Origin of the sequence: Phyllobacterium phragmitis (assembly GCF_002980495.1) — a bacterium.
GTDB classification, from domain to species: domain Bacteria; phylum Pseudomonadota; class Alphaproteobacteria; order Rhizobiales; family Rhizobiaceae; genus Paramesorhizobium; species Paramesorhizobium phragmitis.
On sequence record NZ_PVBR01000023.1, the window covers coordinates 14,079 to 30,612 of the forward strand.

At 58.4% G+C, this 16,534-nt stretch carries 13 protein-coding genes and 1 tRNA gene; 5 read left to right on the forward strand and 9 right to left on the reverse strand.

Features of this window, described 5'->3' with window-relative positions; genetic code table 11:
* Positions 1–411 precede the first annotated feature (411 nt).
* The 3 genes from C5748_RS22720 (at position 412) to C5748_RS22730 (ending at position 2,617) form a co-directional block, all read left to right on the forward strand.
* Entirely contained in the window at positions 412–612 is a 201-nt protein-coding gene (locus C5748_RS22720) for a hypothetical protein (protein ID WP_105744625.1), read from the forward strand.
* Positions 613–828: 216 nt separating this feature from the next.
* A complete protein-coding gene (locus C5748_RS22725; protein ID WP_158259910.1) occupies positions 829–1,224 on the forward strand; it encodes a hypothetical protein in 396 nt (131 codons plus the stop codon).
* Positions 1,225–1,573: 349 nt separating this feature from the next.
* Complete coding sequence (locus tag C5748_RS22730) at positions 1,574–2,617, forward strand: tetratricopeptide repeat protein (RefSeq protein ID WP_105744628.1); 1,044 nt, start codon at positions 1,574–1,576, stop codon at positions 2,615–2,617.
* A gap of 350 nt (positions 2,618–2,967) precedes the next feature.
* On the opposite strand, the gene C5748_RS28030 is transcribed toward C5748_RS22730, so the two are convergent.
* The 3 genes from C5748_RS28030 to C5748_RS22745 form a co-directional block, all read right to left on the reverse strand.
* Positions 2,968–3,309 carry a DUF6538 domain-containing protein gene (locus tag C5748_RS28030; RefSeq protein ID WP_146119597.1) on the reverse strand — a complete coding sequence of 114 codons (342 nt, stop codon included), beginning with the start codon at positions 3,307–3,309 and terminating at the stop codon, positions 2,968–2,970.
* Positions 3,310–3,436: 127 nt separating this feature from the next.
* Positions 3,437–3,513, reverse strand: a tRNA-His gene (locus C5748_RS22740).
* 433 nt (positions 3,514–3,946) lie between these two features.
* On the reverse strand, positions 3,947–4,396 hold the full coding sequence (locus tag C5748_RS22745) for a phasin (protein ID WP_105744632.1): 450 nt from the start codon (positions 4,394–4,396) through the stop codon (positions 3,947–3,949).
* Between the two features lie 308 nt (positions 4,397–4,704).
* On the opposite strand from C5748_RS22745, the gene C5748_RS22750 reads away from it, so the two are divergent.
* Entirely contained in the window at positions 4,705–8,175 is a 3,471-nt protein-coding gene (locus tag C5748_RS22750; RefSeq protein WP_105744634.1) for a histidine kinase dimerization/phospho-acceptor domain-containing protein, read from the forward strand.
* A 76-nt stretch (positions 8,176–8,251) separates the two neighbouring features.
* Here C5748_RS22750 and C5748_RS22755 read toward each other — a convergent pair whose 3' ends face one another.
* The 3 genes from C5748_RS22755 to C5748_RS22765 all read right to left on the reverse strand — a co-directional run bounded on the left by C5748_RS22755 (position 8,252) and on the right by C5748_RS22765 (position 11,221).
* Positions 8,252–8,617, reverse strand: coding sequence for a type II toxin-antitoxin system VapC family toxin (locus C5748_RS22755; protein ID WP_105744636.1), 366 nt, complete (start codon positions 8,615–8,617; stop codon positions 8,252–8,254).
* Positions 8,611–8,826, reverse strand: a complete 216-nt coding sequence (locus tag C5748_RS22760; protein ID WP_105744638.1) for a ribbon-helix-helix domain-containing protein — start codon at positions 8,824–8,826, stop codon at positions 8,611–8,613. The genes C5748_RS22755 and C5748_RS22760 overlap by 7 nt, the downstream gene beginning before the upstream one ends.
* A gap of 436 nt (positions 8,827–9,262) precedes the next feature.
* Complete coding sequence (locus tag C5748_RS22765) at positions 9,263–11,221, reverse strand: acetoacetate--CoA ligase (RefSeq protein WP_105744640.1); 1,959 nt, start codon at positions 11,219–11,221, stop codon at positions 9,263–9,265.
* 176 nt (positions 11,222–11,397) lie between these two features.
* On the opposite strand from C5748_RS22765, the gene C5748_RS22770 reads away from it, so the two are divergent.
* Positions 11,398–13,275 (forward strand): AsmA family protein, encoded by a 1,878-nt coding sequence (locus tag C5748_RS22770; RefSeq protein ID WP_105744641.1) that lies wholly within the window; start codon positions 11,398–11,400, stop codon positions 13,273–13,275.
* A gap of 139 nt (positions 13,276–13,414) precedes the next feature.
* On the opposite strand, the gene C5748_RS22775 is transcribed toward C5748_RS22770, so the two are convergent.
* The 3 genes from C5748_RS22775 to C5748_RS22785 all read right to left on the reverse strand — a co-directional run bounded on the left by C5748_RS22775 (position 13,415) and on the right by C5748_RS22785 (position 16,489).
* Positions 13,415–14,233, reverse strand: coding sequence for an ABC transporter permease (locus tag C5748_RS22775; RefSeq protein ID WP_105744643.1), 819 nt, complete (start codon positions 14,231–14,233; stop codon positions 13,415–13,417).
* Between the two features lie 184 nt (positions 14,234–14,417).
* Complete coding sequence (locus tag C5748_RS22780) at positions 14,418–15,347, reverse strand: ABC transporter permease subunit (RefSeq protein ID WP_105744645.1); 930 nt, start codon at positions 15,345–15,347, stop codon at positions 14,418–14,420.
* Positions 15,344–16,489 (reverse strand): ABC transporter ATP-binding protein, encoded by a 1,146-nt coding sequence (locus C5748_RS22785; RefSeq protein ID WP_105744647.1) that lies wholly within the window; start codon positions 16,487–16,489, stop codon positions 15,344–15,346. The genes C5748_RS22780 and C5748_RS22785 overlap by 4 nt, the downstream gene beginning before the upstream one ends.
* Positions 16,490–16,534: the final 45 nt, after the last annotated feature.

The following is a 16,534-nucleotide window of genomic DNA, read 5'->3' on the forward strand; positions in this document are numbered from 1 at the left end:
CCCGACGCGGGACACTCCGTATCAGCCAGTGACCCAACGTGGTCGATGCATTGTTTGGAACCCACGTCGCGGAACCCATCTTGGCCAGCGTTCATGTGCGAGCGCACCAACAGGCCGGACATATGAACGCAAGCGATCCGATCAAAATCATCAAAAAGTTCTTACAAGGAGGGGGCCGTCCACATATGGCTGATGGATTGCTTCTTCAGAGACGATGAATGTCGGGTCCGCACCGACCATGCCCCGGCCAATTTCACCACCATCAAACATATGGCACACAACTTGTTGCGCCGTCATCCAGCCAAGCATTCCATGACAACAAAACGATTGACCGCCGCTTGGGACGAGGACTTCCTCGTCAGCCTCATCACCTGAAAATTAACTCACCCGATTCCCCTGGGCGTTCTCTATGTGATATCGACTGCCCTTATCGAAAAGTCGTACACGCATGCGCTTCAGCTCTTTGCCGATGCTGAGGATCAGGGGCACGCCAAGTATTTGGGCGACTCCAGGCATTCGACTCCTGAGCACGATATAGGCTATCACAGCTTCGACGCTTCAGATGGCTTCCATCTGCCGATCGAAGCACACGCCGAACTCCTGGCCGCCTGACCAAATAGACGGGAGAGCCATTCCTCTTCGCTTCTTCCCTATCCGCCCATCTTCCGCCGTCCTCCATGGCGGAAGATGGGCTTTTTGTCAGCGGATTGAGGGTGCCATGTATAGAAAAGGACCGGCTTCACATGAAACCATTTGTATCAAAGCGTAACCGCTAACCTTCACTCAAGTTCCATCAAAGCTGCTAGCCTACCGCTCACTAAGGGTTGCGTGGCGGCTGCCAGCGGCCTGCAGTTCAACGGGGCTGGCATGATCGAACGCTGCCTTCAGGCGACAGAGGGCGTTCATCAAAATGGAGAGGGCTTGATCATGCAATTTCGTTCCAAGATCGCAAATCACACCACTAGCCAAAGGGGCAAGGATGTGGTTACCCGCGGAAACGGGGGCAACATTACCGGAGCTTTTGGTAAAGCCGGCAATGATGCGCTGGGACCGATGAAACAAAGCCGGGAAAAGCGACTTTCGTTGAACTGGGTCAGGCTGTTTAAAAAGTCAACATCTATTTCTTTGCGCCTGGATGGAAGCGTAGCGGCGGCACCGTCGCAGTCCGAGGATGAGGATGATCACTTTTATCTTGGGCAAAATGCCTATCGCGGAACGCCCTAATGGATATCAGGCACGAAGGCGTTCTCGATTGGGGGAATAGAAGGACGATCACTTCTATCTGCCGATCAAGGAAAGCGCAGAGCTGTTGGCCGCCTGACCTGGAGCAATCGGTAGATATCTCGCTGTCCTAATCTGACCTCCAGCATGATCCGAGATCCTGGCATGGCGTAGCGTGACTTCATCCTGATAGCAGCACACCAACCGATAGATCGTTCTCTATCGCAGCGCCGTGAGAACCGATGGGAATTTTGTCGAGAATTGAGCGACAGATTCGATTTTAGCTCGCCATGCCACATCAGCAGACGCGAGCAGATCGCGGACATTCAAAGCGCGTTCGAATGGAAATCCTATGCGATCCCAAATTGTCTTGTTGAGCTGCCTATTGGCAATTTCTCATGCGGGTTCCGCCCATGGCGTCGAAGCACCACTTTCCCGACACAACCGCCATGAAACGGTGCGCCGTTTGGCGGAGCAAGGTGTCATCGGGGCACAACTTAAAATCGGCATGATGTATCTGAGAGGGGCCGGCGTTATTCCAGACTATAATGAGGCGGCAGCCTGGTTTCGAAAGGCTGCCAAACAAGGCAGTGCATCTGCGGGCACTGCACTCGCGCACGTATATCTGTTTGTTGGCAAGAGACCTGTCCAGGACGGTGCAGAGGATATCGATTTGATTCGCAAGATCGCCGAACACGGCGATGCGGCGACGCAATGGCGATTTGGCATGATGCATTTGCTGGGCAAGGGTGTTGCGCAGAATGATGCGGTAGGGGCGCTGTGGGTACGCAAGTCCGCACAACAGGGGGACATCAATGCGGCAGCCGCGCTGGCCGGGATGTATCTGTGGGGTAAAGGTGTTGACCAGGATGATACCAAGGCTGCGGTTTGGTTCCATATAGCAGCGGAAGGCGGCAACGTTCTCGCACAAACTTTCCTTGCCAGCCTTTATGGCGTCGGGAAAGGTGTTGCCAGAGATGTTGATCAAGCAATTTTTTGGTTGGAAAAGGCTGCAGAACAAGGGGCGGGTCTCGCGCAGAGAGCGCTTGGCCTTGTGTACTTTATTGGCAAGGATGCCCCAAGGGACGACATGAAAGCTCATTATTGGCTACGCAGAGCTGCTGAACAAGGCGATGCCAAAGCACAAACGGCTCTAGGCGTAATGTATCTTGGAGGCCACGGCTTGGTTCAGGACAACGACCAGGCGATCGTCTGGTTTAAGAAAGCCGCCGCACAGGACTTTGCCATCGCGCGAACTGCCCTCGCCATGATGCGCGCCATCAACAATAATGCCACGGAACGGGATCAGCTCATAAGCGCGCTCAAAGAAGCCATCGAAACCAGCAATGATGAACCGAAAAAGCTACTGGATTCGATGCTGCCAAGGAACTTTTGAGCCGATCGTTTGACCAAGAATGCTCCTGTACAATAAAGGCGTCGCAACATGCATAGATTCTGCCTCTGTTCCTAATACGAATTGTGGCGAATGCGACACCCCGCGTCGATCATATGGATGCTGGTTCCCCTATTGCCTGCTTTACGCCGTACGGTCCGATACCGACGGCTGACCGAGAGGTTCGTAACCTCAATCCCGTTGCTGCGGCTGCGGGCGCTTCGAGGCGATCTTATTGCAGGAGATATCAAGGCGCCTCGGAGATTTTTGGTGCTGGCCGCTCAACGGTGCTATGACAGCGGATATCCACCGGCATCGCCCCCTCTGCGGCACCATGAGAGCCTCGACGCGGCTCAGGATCGAACCAGGGTGGCTCGCCGGCGATTTCGCCCGCCATCTTTGTAGGAGAATACGAGCGCTTCGACGCGCTTTACCGCAGCGTGATATCTGCCACGCGCCGCGTCGGCATCGTTGCCAATCAGAAAGCGACGTCCATACTCGTTATCGGCATTTCCGAGCACATCTCTTTTTGTTTGGACCATGGCAGTGCTTGCCGTCTTAAGAGACCGTCGGATGATTTGCGCCCGCGCATCGAGGTTGGCAACTTGCGCAGGCACGCGGCGCTTATGGTGGTAAATTCCTCCACGCTGCTGCAAATGACGGTCAGGATCTGTCCCTGATTTCTTATTCGCCATCGTCTCGCCAAATACCCGTTGAGGCACAATTTGCCGCACACAAACTGGAAACGGCGCACGATGCTGGAAATGACAATCGGAATTATCATTTTTTCAGTGACTTATGGCAAATTTTCGGGAGAAGAAATGGTACGGTCGGTGGGAATTGAACCTACGACCTCAGGAGCCACAATCCTGCGCTCTAACCAACTGAGCTACGACCGCGTACCTTGCCTACAGCGGAACCTGATGGGATCCGACATCCGACAGGGGTCACATACGGAGAATCGCAGCGATTTGCAAGTCTTTAGAGCGCAATCGTGCCAACCGATTTGTGCCGGGTGCAATATTCACCTCGAACCCGCTTGAAGACAGCGGAAACGATAAAGAAAAAGGCCGGGGGGAGGAACCCGGCCTTCTGAGAAGGAGACCAAACGGGAGGAGATGTCCGGTCTCTTTGTTCCAGCGGACGGGAGGAGGAATGCCGCTGGAACGCTTTATGCGCGGTGCGGTCCATCTCAAGCGCCGTGCGTCCGTTAGGAGCCGATGCTCTGCTGCATAATTCCTCAAATCGGAAACGATTTAAGGAATTATGCAGTATTTCAAAGTGTTAGAGCGTCCTTTGCGCGTCCAATTGGACGCGCGGCGCTCTAAGAGATCAGGCGGCCTTGATGTCGTTGACTGCCTTTTCAACAGCCGATTTGACCGGCTTCGTCATGTTTTCGACAGCCTTCGTCGCCACCGACTGGAAATCCTTGGCCTGCTCGACGACCAGTTCCGTCTGCTTGCGCAGGAACGCGGTCTGAAGTTCGACGGCATCGGCAAATGTCTTGATACCGACAAGCGCCTCAAGATGGGTGAAGCCCGCATCGGTATTGGCACGCAGCGCGGAAATTGCCTTCAACGACAGTTCGGCACCGGTGGATTGAGCGGTTTCGAATGTCGTTTCCATGGTCTTTTGCGCGACCTCTGCCTGGTCCTTGAACTTGGCATAGGCTTCCTTGGACTGCGCAACGCTGCTCTCGGTGAACTCTCGAACATGATCGGTCACGGCATTGGCGTCGAAGCCTGGAAACGCAAACACGTCTGCTTCTGCTTTCTTGCTCATTTTGAAACCCTTTTTGGTTACCCTGACATAGTTTCAGGGCATTTCCTCACCTATGGTTTCTTTTCATATAACATTCTTCTTTGTGCAGTGCAACATTATTTTGCATTGCACAAAACGCGAAGCGCGGGAATATCAGGAATCGCAGCCTGGGGACATTAACTAATGGCGCAGAAAAACCATTGCCACACCGCTCTCTTTTATAGACGTTGTGACGATTGCGCCTTATTAACGGGGTATTAAGCAAAAAGCTCAGCTTTGAGTAAAATAAGAAAGCTCGTTTAGGGCAGGACAAACAGGTAATTACTGGCATGCCGGGGACCTATCCCTTCATAGATATTGCAGTTCTGGATGACATCCGCGAACGCTTCGTCCGGGGCGATGCGCTTGTGGTGATTTCGCCCGACCTCAAATCGGTGATCTGGGCGAACGGTCCTGGCGCGGCGATGTTCGGGTTCGACAGGATCGATGACGTTCTCGGCAATGATCCGGGCTTTGCCGTGCATACGAAACGCCAGATCATGGCGCTCGACGGTTCGCAGGCAGGCAACGCGCGAACCGTCTCCGTGCGCCTTGCCTCCGGCCTTACCTCCCGGCTGGCCAGTTTTCAGATATTCGACATCGATCTGCCTGATGGCACGCCGGCGCGCGTTCTCGCCATGGCAGGAACTGCAGGACAGCATTCCGACGTTGAAACGGCGATTACCGGCCTTGGTGACGAGAGCACGCATGTCGCACTCCTCGACGAAGCTGGCGCGGTTCTCGCCAGATCGGTGCATTTTGATGAACTCGGCATTCTGCCGACGACATTAAGCGATCTCGTCGTGGAAGTGCGCGACGAGGAAGACCGCATGGTCAAGCGCCGCGTCCGCGCCGGAGGACGAAGCGTGCCGGCCGGCATCGCCCGGCTGGCTGACGATCCATATCGTCATCTCCTGTTCGTCATAGCGGAACGGGAAGCCGCCGAGGCGGAAACAGTGCAGGTCATCGATAACAGCGTGCCATCTGCCACAATCGCCGATGTCGTGTTCGCTGATGTGGAACCCCCTTCCCCTGAAATCGCCGACATCGGCGATGTGATGGATGAAGCAGAGCCCGCCACCGAAGAGCCGGTTTCCGCGGAAGAAGCTGATGAAGCGAGCGAGCCCGCATTGCCGCCGCAGGCCTTCACCTATGATCCGAGTGCCACGCCGGCCCGTTTCGTCTGGAAAGTCGATGCAGATACGGTTTTCAGCGAGATATCGCCGGAGTTCGCCGCGGCCGTCGGCCCGCAGGCCGCCGCCGTGATCGGCCGCCGCTTTTCCGACGTCGCGCAGGTTTTCGGCCTCGATGAGGATGGTGCGATCGCAACACTGGTGGAAGGGCGCGACACCTGGTCGGGGCGAACGGTGCTTTGGCCGATCGAAGGGACATCGCTTCGCGCGCCCGTCGATCTTGCCGCCCTGCCCGTCTATTCGCGCGAGCGGACATTCCTCGGCTTTCGCGGTTTCGGTGTGGTGCGCTCCGGCGAGGCGCAGGCGGACCCGGACGCGATCGGCCTTGCCCTCGTCGCCGGGCCGATGGCGCCAAAAGATCTGGCGGAAGAGATGCTTCCGCAGGAAACCACCCCGCCTGCCGGCGTCGTTGATCTCGGTGAAAAGCTCTTGCAAAAGCTCGAGGCCGCCGTGGATCCGGAAGCGGAAAGCCCCGATCCTGCCCAGAGGGAGGATCCGTTCCAGGGGGAACAGCCCGCACTGCAGCTGACGCCGTCCGCCGGCCGGCGCATGCATGACAAGGTCATCAGCCTGGAAGAGCATCGCGCGCCCCGCGCCGAGAGTGGCCTGACGCCTACGGAGCGCAATGCTTTTCGCGAAATCGCCGATCGGTTGAGACGCGAGGGCATCGGTACAGCCAAAAGCGAAACTCCGGCCGAAGAGCAAAGTAAAGAGACGAAGACCGAGCCCGCCGAAAGCATGATGGCTGGGGTTCCAACAGTCGCCCCGGCAGGCAATGACTTGGCCGCGAATGAGAGTGCGGCCAAAGTGCCGGATGCCGAGCCCGTACCGGATCCGCGTAGGCCGGTCAGAACCTTCGCTGGAACGGAAACACCATCGCAGGCGGCGAGCGATGCCGGTATGGACGCCGTGCAGGATAATGCTGCTCCGGCTTCTTTCGAGGCGGAAGCACCTGAGCCCGCACCAGCAAATCTGGTTGCATCCGAGGCAAATGAAGATGACGAGGCGACATCCGCCCCGGCCCAGGAAGCAGGCGATGACGATACATCCATCGTCGCCCGGCTGCCCTTGCCCATCCTGATCCATTCGGGAGATCTCGTGCATTATGCCAACCAGGCACTGCTCGATCTGACCGGCTATGAAACAACCGGGGCGCTGATCGAGGCGGGCGGGCTCGAAGCGCTGTTTGCGGAACGGCGTGAGGGAGAAGATGGCAAGCCGGGCGCCATGGTCCTGCGCCGTGCCGATGGCGGCGAGCAGGCGGTGGAAGCGCATCTCCAGGCCGTGCCGTGGAGAAGCGGCCGTGCCCTGATGCTGAGCCTCCTGCCGCAGCTGAACGCAGCTCCGGCCCAGGAGCAGCAACCTGCGCTTCGGGAGCTGCAGCCTATCAGCGCGGCAGCGATACCGGACCAAGACCGGCTTTCGCTGCAGACCCGTATCGATGAACTGACCAGCATTCTCGACACGGCGACGGATGGCGTCGTCATCATCGGCTCGGACGGCCTGATCCGCTCCATGAACCATTCGGCGGCGGCTCTCTTCGGCTATGAGCCCGAACAGATCGAGGGTAAATCCTTCTCCATGCTGTTTGCCATAGAGAGCCAGCGCGCGGCGATGGACTACCTCGACGGCCTGGCGGAAAACGGCGTGGCGAGCGTGCTCAATGATGGGCGCGAGGTGATCGGTCGCGAAGCGCAGGGCCGCTTCATCCCGATGTTCATGACCATCGGCAAGCTTGCCGCATCCAACAGCTACTGCGCGGTTCTGCGGGATATCACGCAATGGAAGCGTGCCGAAGAGGAACTGACCAATGCGCGGCACGAGGCGGAGCTGGCCTCCAGCCAGAAATCCGAATTCCTGGCGCGCATCAGCCATGAAATCCGCACGCCGCTCAACGCTATCATCGGCTTTTCGGAGCTGATGTCGGACGAGAAATTCGGCTCGATCGGCAATGAGCGCTATCGCAACTATCTGCGCGACATCAACCGTTCAGGCAATCACGTGCTCGCCCTCGTCAATGACCTGCTCGACATTTCCAAGATCGAGGCGGGCGGGCTCGACATGCAGTTCGAAGCGGTGTCGCTCAACGATGCCATTTCGGAAGCGGTGGCGATCATGCAGCCGCAGGCGAACCGCGAACGCGTCATCATCCGGTCGAGCTTTCCATCCAACCTGCCCGATATCGTTGCCGATGCCCGCTCGGTCAAGCAGATCGCGCTGAACCTCCTCTCCAATGCCGTGCGCTTCACCTCGCCTGGCGGGCAGGTCATCGTCTCAACACTTTACGAGGCAGATGGCGGCGTGGTCATGCGGGTGCGCGACACCGGCGTCGGCATGACCCAGGCCGAGATCGAGCAGGCGCTGAAGCCGTTCAAGCAGATCAACACGCTGAAGCGCAACCGCGCAGACGATCACACCGACTGGCGCCAGGACGGGACCGGCCTCGGACTGCCGCTGACCAAGGCGATGGTCGAAGCCAACCGGGCGGTGTTCTCGATCGAATCGACACCGGGCAACGGTACGATGGTCGAAATTTCCTTCCCCTCCACGCGCGTCCTGGCGGATTGAAGGCCGAATAGAGAAGCGGGCGTAGAGAGCGACACGGGTCATGGGCTCTCCTATCGTTCAGACGTGGGCGCGTTCGTTACAAGGCGTAGGGTTCGCGTATCCCCGGATCGGCGGTTGGAAAATCCTTGGTATTGCGGGTCACAAGCAGACGTCCGGCGCTCTGCGCCGTGGCCCAGATCACCGCGCCGGGCAGTTTGATGCGATGTGTTCGCCGCAAGGCCATCGCACGGTTGGCGATTTCATCGTCCAGGGCGATGATCTTGAAACCTGCGAGGAAACGCCGCGTTGGCTCCACCAGATCGTCGTTCGCCCCGACCATCACCTCCATCCAGGTGATGATGCTGATGGCCCGGCTTTCGAAGCGCTCGATTTCCTCTCGGGCCTGGGGAACGGCGTTCAGATGGTCAATGAGAATGTTGGTGTCGAAAAGCGCGCCTACCATTCGCGGCGCACCTTCTCCTGATAAACCAGACCATCAACCTTGCGCTTGCCCCACAAGCCGAAGCCATCCTCGACCTGTTCGCGATGATGGCGGTCAAGATAATCGTTTATGGCCGCCCGGATCAGGGCCGCACGGGATTGGCGCACCCGTTTGGCAAGGGTGTCGAGAGCTTCAACCTGGGCATCGTTCATGTCGATAAGGGTTCGCATCGCATCCTCCTTTGATATGTGATATGTATATCATGATATGCGAAGCAGTGGAAGGGAAAAAAACGACCACGGCGCGCGCGTCATGGAGGCGATCCTTTCACCCCCTGTCGCCCCCGTCCTCCGTAGCTCCGGTGTTCAGAGGCCTGCTGGCGACGGCGATCGCCAACGCTTTCACCTGAAGTGATGCGCTCTATAGATTCACTCAGCCAAAAAAAAGCGCCGGACGAACCGGCGCTGTAAAAGCTGTACAACAGAGAAAAGGGGCACAAAAGCAAAGGTTGGGAGCCAAGAGGCCTCATCATTACCAGTGTGTTAAGGCCTTTATCGCGTGAAGTTCCCTAACAAATCCTTAACCGACCGCCTTAATCTTTACGAAAAAATATTGCCTGTGAAAACGCGGTAAATATCACCGCAATGTTTCATTAAGCACATCTCTTCACGTCTGCAGTTCGGCGAGATCGCGGAACAGTTCCAATGCCTGCGGATTGGCCAGCGCCTCCTTGTTCCTAACCTCGCGGCCATGCACGATATCGCGGACGGCGAGTTCGGTGATCTTGCCGGATTTGGTGCGGGGGATGTCGGCCACCGCGACGATGCGGGCCGGCACATGGCGCGGCGTGGCGCCGGTGCGGATTTTCTTTTTGATCGCCGCAATCAGATCCTCGTCGAGCACGATGCCTTCGGCGAGCCGAACGAAGAGGACAACGCGGACATCATCTTCCCATTGCTGGCCGATACACAGCGCCTCCACGATCTCCGGCATCTGCTCGACCTGATTGTAGATTTCCGCCGTGCCGATCCGCACCCCGCCGGGGTTGAGGGTTGCATCCGAGCGGCCATGGATGATGATGCCGTCATGCTCCGTCCGTTCGGCGAAATCGCCATGGCACCAGACATTGTCGAAACGCTCGAAATAGGCTGCATGATATTTCGCCCCATCCGGATCATTCCAGAACATCAGCGGCATCGAGGGAAAAGCCCTGGTACAGACCAGTTCGCCTTTCTCGCCTCTCACCGGCTTGCCGTCGTCGCTCCAGACATCGACCGCCATGCCCAGCCCTGCCCCCTGGATTTCACCGGGCCAGACCGGCTTGACCGGTACGCCGAGCACGAAACAGGACACGATATCGGTCCCGCCCGAAATCGAAGCGAGATGCACGTCCTTCTTGATCCCGTCATAGACATAATGAAAGCATTCCGGCGAAAGCGGCGAGCCGGTCGAGGAGATGGTCCGCACCGTCGAAAGATCATGGGTCTCAATTGGCTTCAAACCGGCCTTGCGGGCGGCATCGATGAATTTTGCCGACGTGCCGAAATAGGTCATGCCTTCCGCATCGGCGTAATCGAACAGCACATTGCCGTCGGGACAGAAGGGCGAACCGTCGTAGAGGAGCAGCGTCGCGCCATAGGCAAGACCGGTGACCAGCCAGTTCCACATCATCCAGCCGCAGGTGGTGAAATAGAACACCCGGTCGCCCGGCTTGGCACCGCCATGCAGCCGATGCTCCTTGATGTGCTGGAGAAGCGCGCCGCCAGCCGTATGCACGATGCATTTCGGGATGCCCGTCGTTCCCGATGAAAACAGGATATAGAGTGGATGGTTGAACGGCAGCCTGTCATAGTCGATCTCGCCGGCCGCATACGGCGCTATGGCCATGCCGAGCGAAATACCATTGGCGACACGCTTTGCGACCTCGTCAGCCTGCCCGAGATAATCGACGACGAGCACCTTGCGCACAGCAGGCAGTTGCCGGGCTATTGCGGCAATCTTCTCCGCCACCTCTATCTTCTTGCCATTATACCAATAGCCGTCGCAGGCGATGAAGACCAATGGCTCGATCTGACTGAACCGGTCGAGCACGCCCTGTTCGCCGAAATCCGGGGAACAGGACGACCAGATCGCGCCGATCGAAGCCGTTGCCAGCATCGCTGCGATCGTCTCCGGCATGTTCGGCATCATCGCCGCAACACGATCGCCACGTCCGACGCCTGAGGCGCGCAAAAATTGCTGGAGCCTGGACACCAGCGCATGCAATTCGTCCCAGGACAGGCGGCGCTCCACCTTGTCCTCGCCACGAAAGACCAGCGCATCGCCTGCCCCGCTTTGGCGCAGCAGGTTCTCCGCGTAATTCAGGTTGGCATCGGGGAAGAATTGCGCACCGGGCATGCGATCTCCGTCCAGGAGAATTCTTCCGCCCTTTTCACCGATAATTCCGCTCCAGTCCCAGACCAGCGACCAGAACGCTTCCCTGTCCTCCACGGACCAGTTGTACAACGTGTCATAATCAGGCAGCGCCAGCCCGGTTGCGGCACGCGCGGCTTGAATAAAATCTGTCAGCGGGCTCGCGGCGATCGCTGCTTCATCAGGCGCCCACAATGGTCTTTTTATTGTCATATGCTCCTCCTCGGATCGCCGGCATGTTGCAACGCAATACGAAGAAGCAGCAAGCCGAAAAATGCGATCCGACTGAATTTTCAGCCAATTTTACGGAATAACATCAGCAAAGCCTTGAATTGCCGCATAGCTGGTTTAAACGGGATGATGTATGTTTCATTAACGGACTGCGCCTGATGTCCTGGCCTCGACTGCTGCGCCCTATTCTGGCGATTATTGTCCTTGCGGCGGCAGCCGTTGCGGCAGTCATCGCGGCCCTGCCCTTTATCGTTTCCACCGATGCGATCCGCATCAGACTGGCGCAGGAACTCAGCGCCTGGACGGGTTACAGCGTCGAACTGCGCCAGCCGCCGAGGCTGACGGTCTTTCCGGTTTTCCAGGCTTCGCTGAGCGACGTCACCTTGAGCAAACTCGGCCAAAGCGGCCAGCAGCCGGTAATGAGCGCCGATCGTATAGACGTCGAGCTCTCCGCTTTCGACGCGCTGATGGGGCATATCTCATTTTCGGAAACACGCCTCATCCGTCCCCGTTTCAGGCTGAACGAGCCGGTGACCGACCTGCCGCAATTGTTTACGGCGGCCGCCAATTCGCAAGGGCGGCTCGGCATGGTCATCCGCGCGGCGAAGACGCTTGTGGAGAGCAACCCGGACGATCCTCAGATGGACCAGCTCGCATCGCAGCCTTTCGGACGCATCGTCATCGAGAATGGGTCGCTTGCCTATCGCCGTTTCGGATCACCGCTCGAAGAGCAGGTATCGGACATCAACGGCACGCTCGATTGGCCGCAAACGTCGAGTCCCGCGAGTTTTCGCGGCCGCGCCAACTGGCGCGGGGAAGCCGCGGAGATCAATTTTTCCGCGAGTCAGGCTCTGATACTGCTCGCCAACGGGATGAGCGCGATTACCGCAAGCGTCACATCCAAACCGCTGACATTCACGTTCGACGGCAAAGCAAACATCTCGCAGAACATGTTTTTCGAAGGGGCGCTGACGGCGAACTCACCGTCCCTCGGCGACACGATGCGATGGGCCGGCCGGACTTCCTCCGGCGGTTCGTCGATGATCGGCGCGGTCGAGCTTGCGGCGAATGTCACGGTTACGCCGCAGCGGGCGAAATTCAACGATGTGATGCTGACGACCGACAAGCAATCGGCCAAGGGCGTGATCGAAATCGGGCTGGAGCAGCCGGTGCCCGCCGTCACCGGAACGCTCGCCTTTCAGTCGCTCGATCTGCGCTCGCTGATCTCGGCTTTCATCCCGCTGCCCAGAGCGGATGCAGGCGATGAAATCGATACGAGGTTCGTCAATCAGCTCGATCTCGATCTGCGTCTTTCCGCCCAGAACGCCACGGCCGGTCCGGTCAGCCTCGCCAACCTCGCGGCCGCGGTACAGGTACGTGGCGGGCGCGCGATCTTCGATATCGGCGATGCCAAGGCGTTCAACGGATCGGTTCAGGCCAATATCCAGATCATCGGCGGTGCGGATGGCGCCAATAGCGAGTTGCGTTTCAACGGGAGCGATCTGGACAGCGCTGCCCTTGCTTCGACGCTCGGCGTCAAGCAACCCTTCCTGACCGGCAAGGGCGCGGTATCGCTGCTCATGAAAAGCCCGCTGACGAAATGGTCTTCGCTCCTCGAAAGCGCAAGCGGCAATATCTCGCTTGATCTCGGCAATGGGCAGGTGCAGGGATTCGACTTCAACGACTTCATCAACAAGGCCCGCAACGATCGCTTTTTTGCGTTGGAGCGCAAGCAGGATGCCTCTCTGGATTTCAATCGGCTCTCTGTGAAGGCCGCTATCGCGGAGGGCATCGCCACCCTTGAGAATGCCCGCGTCGAGACCGGCAACGGCGTGCTGACGCTTGCAGGCATCGTCCCGTTCCTCGACAGGAGCCTCGCGCTTTCCGGCGAAATCGAATTTCCCGCCGCGCCAAACCAGAACCAGGATCAAAACGCTGCGGCGCCCAAGGCGCCGCAACCGATCAATTTCTTCGTCGGCGGCTCCTGGGACCGGCCCTTCATCTCGCCAACAAGCCGGCCTACTGAGGGGAACTGAGGGAGTATGGGAGTATGGGAGTATGGGAGTATGGGAGTATGGGAGTGTGATACCTTCTCACTTATTCCCTTTAAAGAGTCTTTGTCCGCAAGAGAGGACAATGGGCATCAAAAACATACTGCCTTATTCCCCTACTCCCCTAAATCCGGAACGCCGCCTGTTCGTCGCGAACCCGCTGGACTTCGCGCCGCTTGTTGACAAGCGAGGCGATGATGACGCCTGTCGCGACGATGGCGATCAGAATGGTGCATATCGCGTTTATCTCCGGCGTCACGCCAAGACGCACCTGGCTGTAGATCTTCATCGGCAAGGTCGTCGCGCCCGGGCCGGAGGTGAAGCTCGCAATCACCAGATCGTCGAGCGAAAGCGTGAAGGCGAGCATCCAGCCCGAGACGACGGCCGGCAGGATGGCCGGAAGCGTGATCTTGAAAAAGGTGGTCACGGGCGGCGCGCCCAGATCCATCGCAGCTTCCTCCAGAGACCGGTCGAAGGTGACGAGCCGGGACTGGACGACCACCGCGACGAAGCACATCGAAAAGGTGATATGCGCCAATGTCACGGTCCAGAAGCCGCGATCGAAACTGATCGCCACGAAAAGCAGCAGCAGCGACAGGCCGGTGATGACTTCGGGCATGACCAGCGGCGCGTAGACCATGCCGGAAAACAGCATGCGTCCGCGAAAACGCGTATAGCGCGTGAGCGCGATCGCCGCGAGCGTTCCCAGCACCGTCGCCACGCTTGCTGAGAGGACACCGACGCGGGCGGTGACCCAGGCGGCATCCATCAGCCCGCGATTGTTGAAGAGCTCGACATACCATTTCGTCGAGAACCCGGCCCAGACGGTGACCAAGCGGGATTCATTGAAGGAATAGATCACCAGGAGCACGATGGGCAGATAGAGGAATGCGAAGCCCAGGACGACCGAAGCGATGTTGAAGCGCGACCAGGTGGTATTCATCGTTTTCTCCTAGCGCCCTCGCCCTTCGAGGCTCGCTTCGCTCGCACCTCAGGATGAGGGCTACGGAAGCGCCGCGCCCCTTCATCCTCATGGTGAGGTGTGAGCGAAGCGAGCCTCGAACCACGAGGATGAAGGGGGGCACTGAAAGAGTAATCCGCCACAGTTTTCCTCACAAAACCTCCTCCTACCTCCCACTTTCCTGCGCGCGCGCCTGCGCCCGCTGGAACAAGACGATCGGTACGATCAGGATGACCAGCAGTACCACGGCGACAGCGGAGGAGACCGGCCAGTCGCGGTTGGAGAAGAACTCGCTCCACAGCGTCTTGCCGATCATCAGGGTCTGCGATCCGCCGAGGAGATCGGGAATGACGAATTCCCCCATCGCCGGGATGAAGACAAGGAAGCAGCCCGCGATCACGCCCGACATCGAAAGCGGGAAAGTGACCTTCCAGAAGGCGGTGAGGGACGGACAGCCGAGATCCTGCGCCGCTTCGATCAGCGAATAATCCATTTTTTCGAGCGCCGCATAGATCGGCAGCACCATGAACGGCAGATAGGAATAGACGATGCCGATATAGACAGCGGTGTTGGTGTTGAGAATGGTCAGCGGTGTATCGATGATGTGCGCCCACATCAGGAACTGGTTGAGAAGCCCTTCCGGCTTCAGGATGCCGATCCAGGCATAGACGCGGATCAGGAAGCTCGTCCAGAACGGCAGGATCACCAGCATCAGCAATGTCGGGCGCAAGGTCGATGGCGCGCGCGCCATGCCATAGGCGAGCGGATAACCGACAATGAGCGTCAGAACAGTCGAAACGGCGGCGATGAAAAAGCTTGATAAATAGGCCTTGAAATAAAGCGCATCGTCGACGAGCCATAAATAATTGTCAAGAGATAGCTGCCTCAGCTTTTCGAAATTGGCGGCGAGGCCCTGCGTCAGATCGAAGGCCGGCCGATAGGCCGGAATGGCCATCGCCACTTCGGAAAGCGATATCTTCAAAACGATGAAGAACGGGACGAGGAAAAAAACGAAGAGCCACAGATAGGGTACGGCGATGACGAGGCGCCCGGCGATGGCCGCGATGAGCTTCTGCGTGGGTGCGTTTCCCCTCATGCCGTCAAAACCAGCCCGGCATCCGTGTCGAAGCTGACCCAGACGCGATCTTCATAACCCAGGGGGTTCTCGACCTTGCGCACGGCATTGAGGCTCGACGCCTTGATAAGCTCGCCATTGTCGAGCCGGACGTGAAACACCGTCATATCGCCGAAATAGGCGATATCCCACAATTCACCCTCGACCGCGTTGAAAGACGCATTCCGCGGCTTTTTTCGGCCAATGCGGATCTTCTCGGGCCTGACGGCGAACCAGACCTTCTGGCCGGTGACAAGCGCCTTGCCCGTCTCGGCGCGAATGGTGGGGCCCTGCGCCGCGGCGGTGATCTCGGCCTCGCCGTTTGCGATCTTCTCGACCACGCCCTCCAGAATGTTCACATTGCCGATGAAATCCGCGACGAATTTGGACGCCGGCGCTTCATAGACCTCGGCCGGTGTCGCGACCTGCATGATACGCCCCTGATCCATGACCGCGATACGGTCTGCCAGGGTCATCGCCTCCTCCTGATCGTGCGTGACGACCACAAAGGTGAGCCCTAGCTTATATTGCAAATCCATCAGTTCGAACTGCGTTTCCTCGCGCAGCTTCTTGTCGAGCGCGCCGAGCGGCTCGTCCAGCAAAAGCACCTTCGGACGCTTGGCTACGGCGCGGGCAAGCGCCACGCGCTGGCGCTGGCCGCCCGACAATTGGTGCGGCTTGCGTTTGGCGAATTGCTCGAGCTTCACCAGCTTGAGCATTTCGCCGACGCGCGCATCGATCTCCGATTTGGCCATTCGATCCTGTTTCAGGCCGAAGGCGATGTTGCCTTCGACCGTCATATGCGGAAACAGCGCGTAGGACTGGAACATCATGTTGACCGGGCGGCGGTAAGGGGGAATGCCGCGCAGATCCTGCCCGTCGAGCAGGATGCGGCCAGAACTCGGCTCCTCGAAGCCCGCCAGCATACGCAGGAGCGTGGACTTGCCGCAACCAGACGCGCCGAGCAATGCGAAGAACTCGCGATTGAAGATATCGAGCGACAGATCATCGACAGCGGTGAAACCGCCGAAGGTCTTGGTGACTTTGTCGAATATTATGTAGGGCTTCGCCGCGGGATCGTTCCAGGGCGCGAATTTGCGGCTAAAACTTCCAAAGGATTCCATCCGGTTCCCTACTCGTTCAATATGCTTTACCTGGCCATCTCGCGC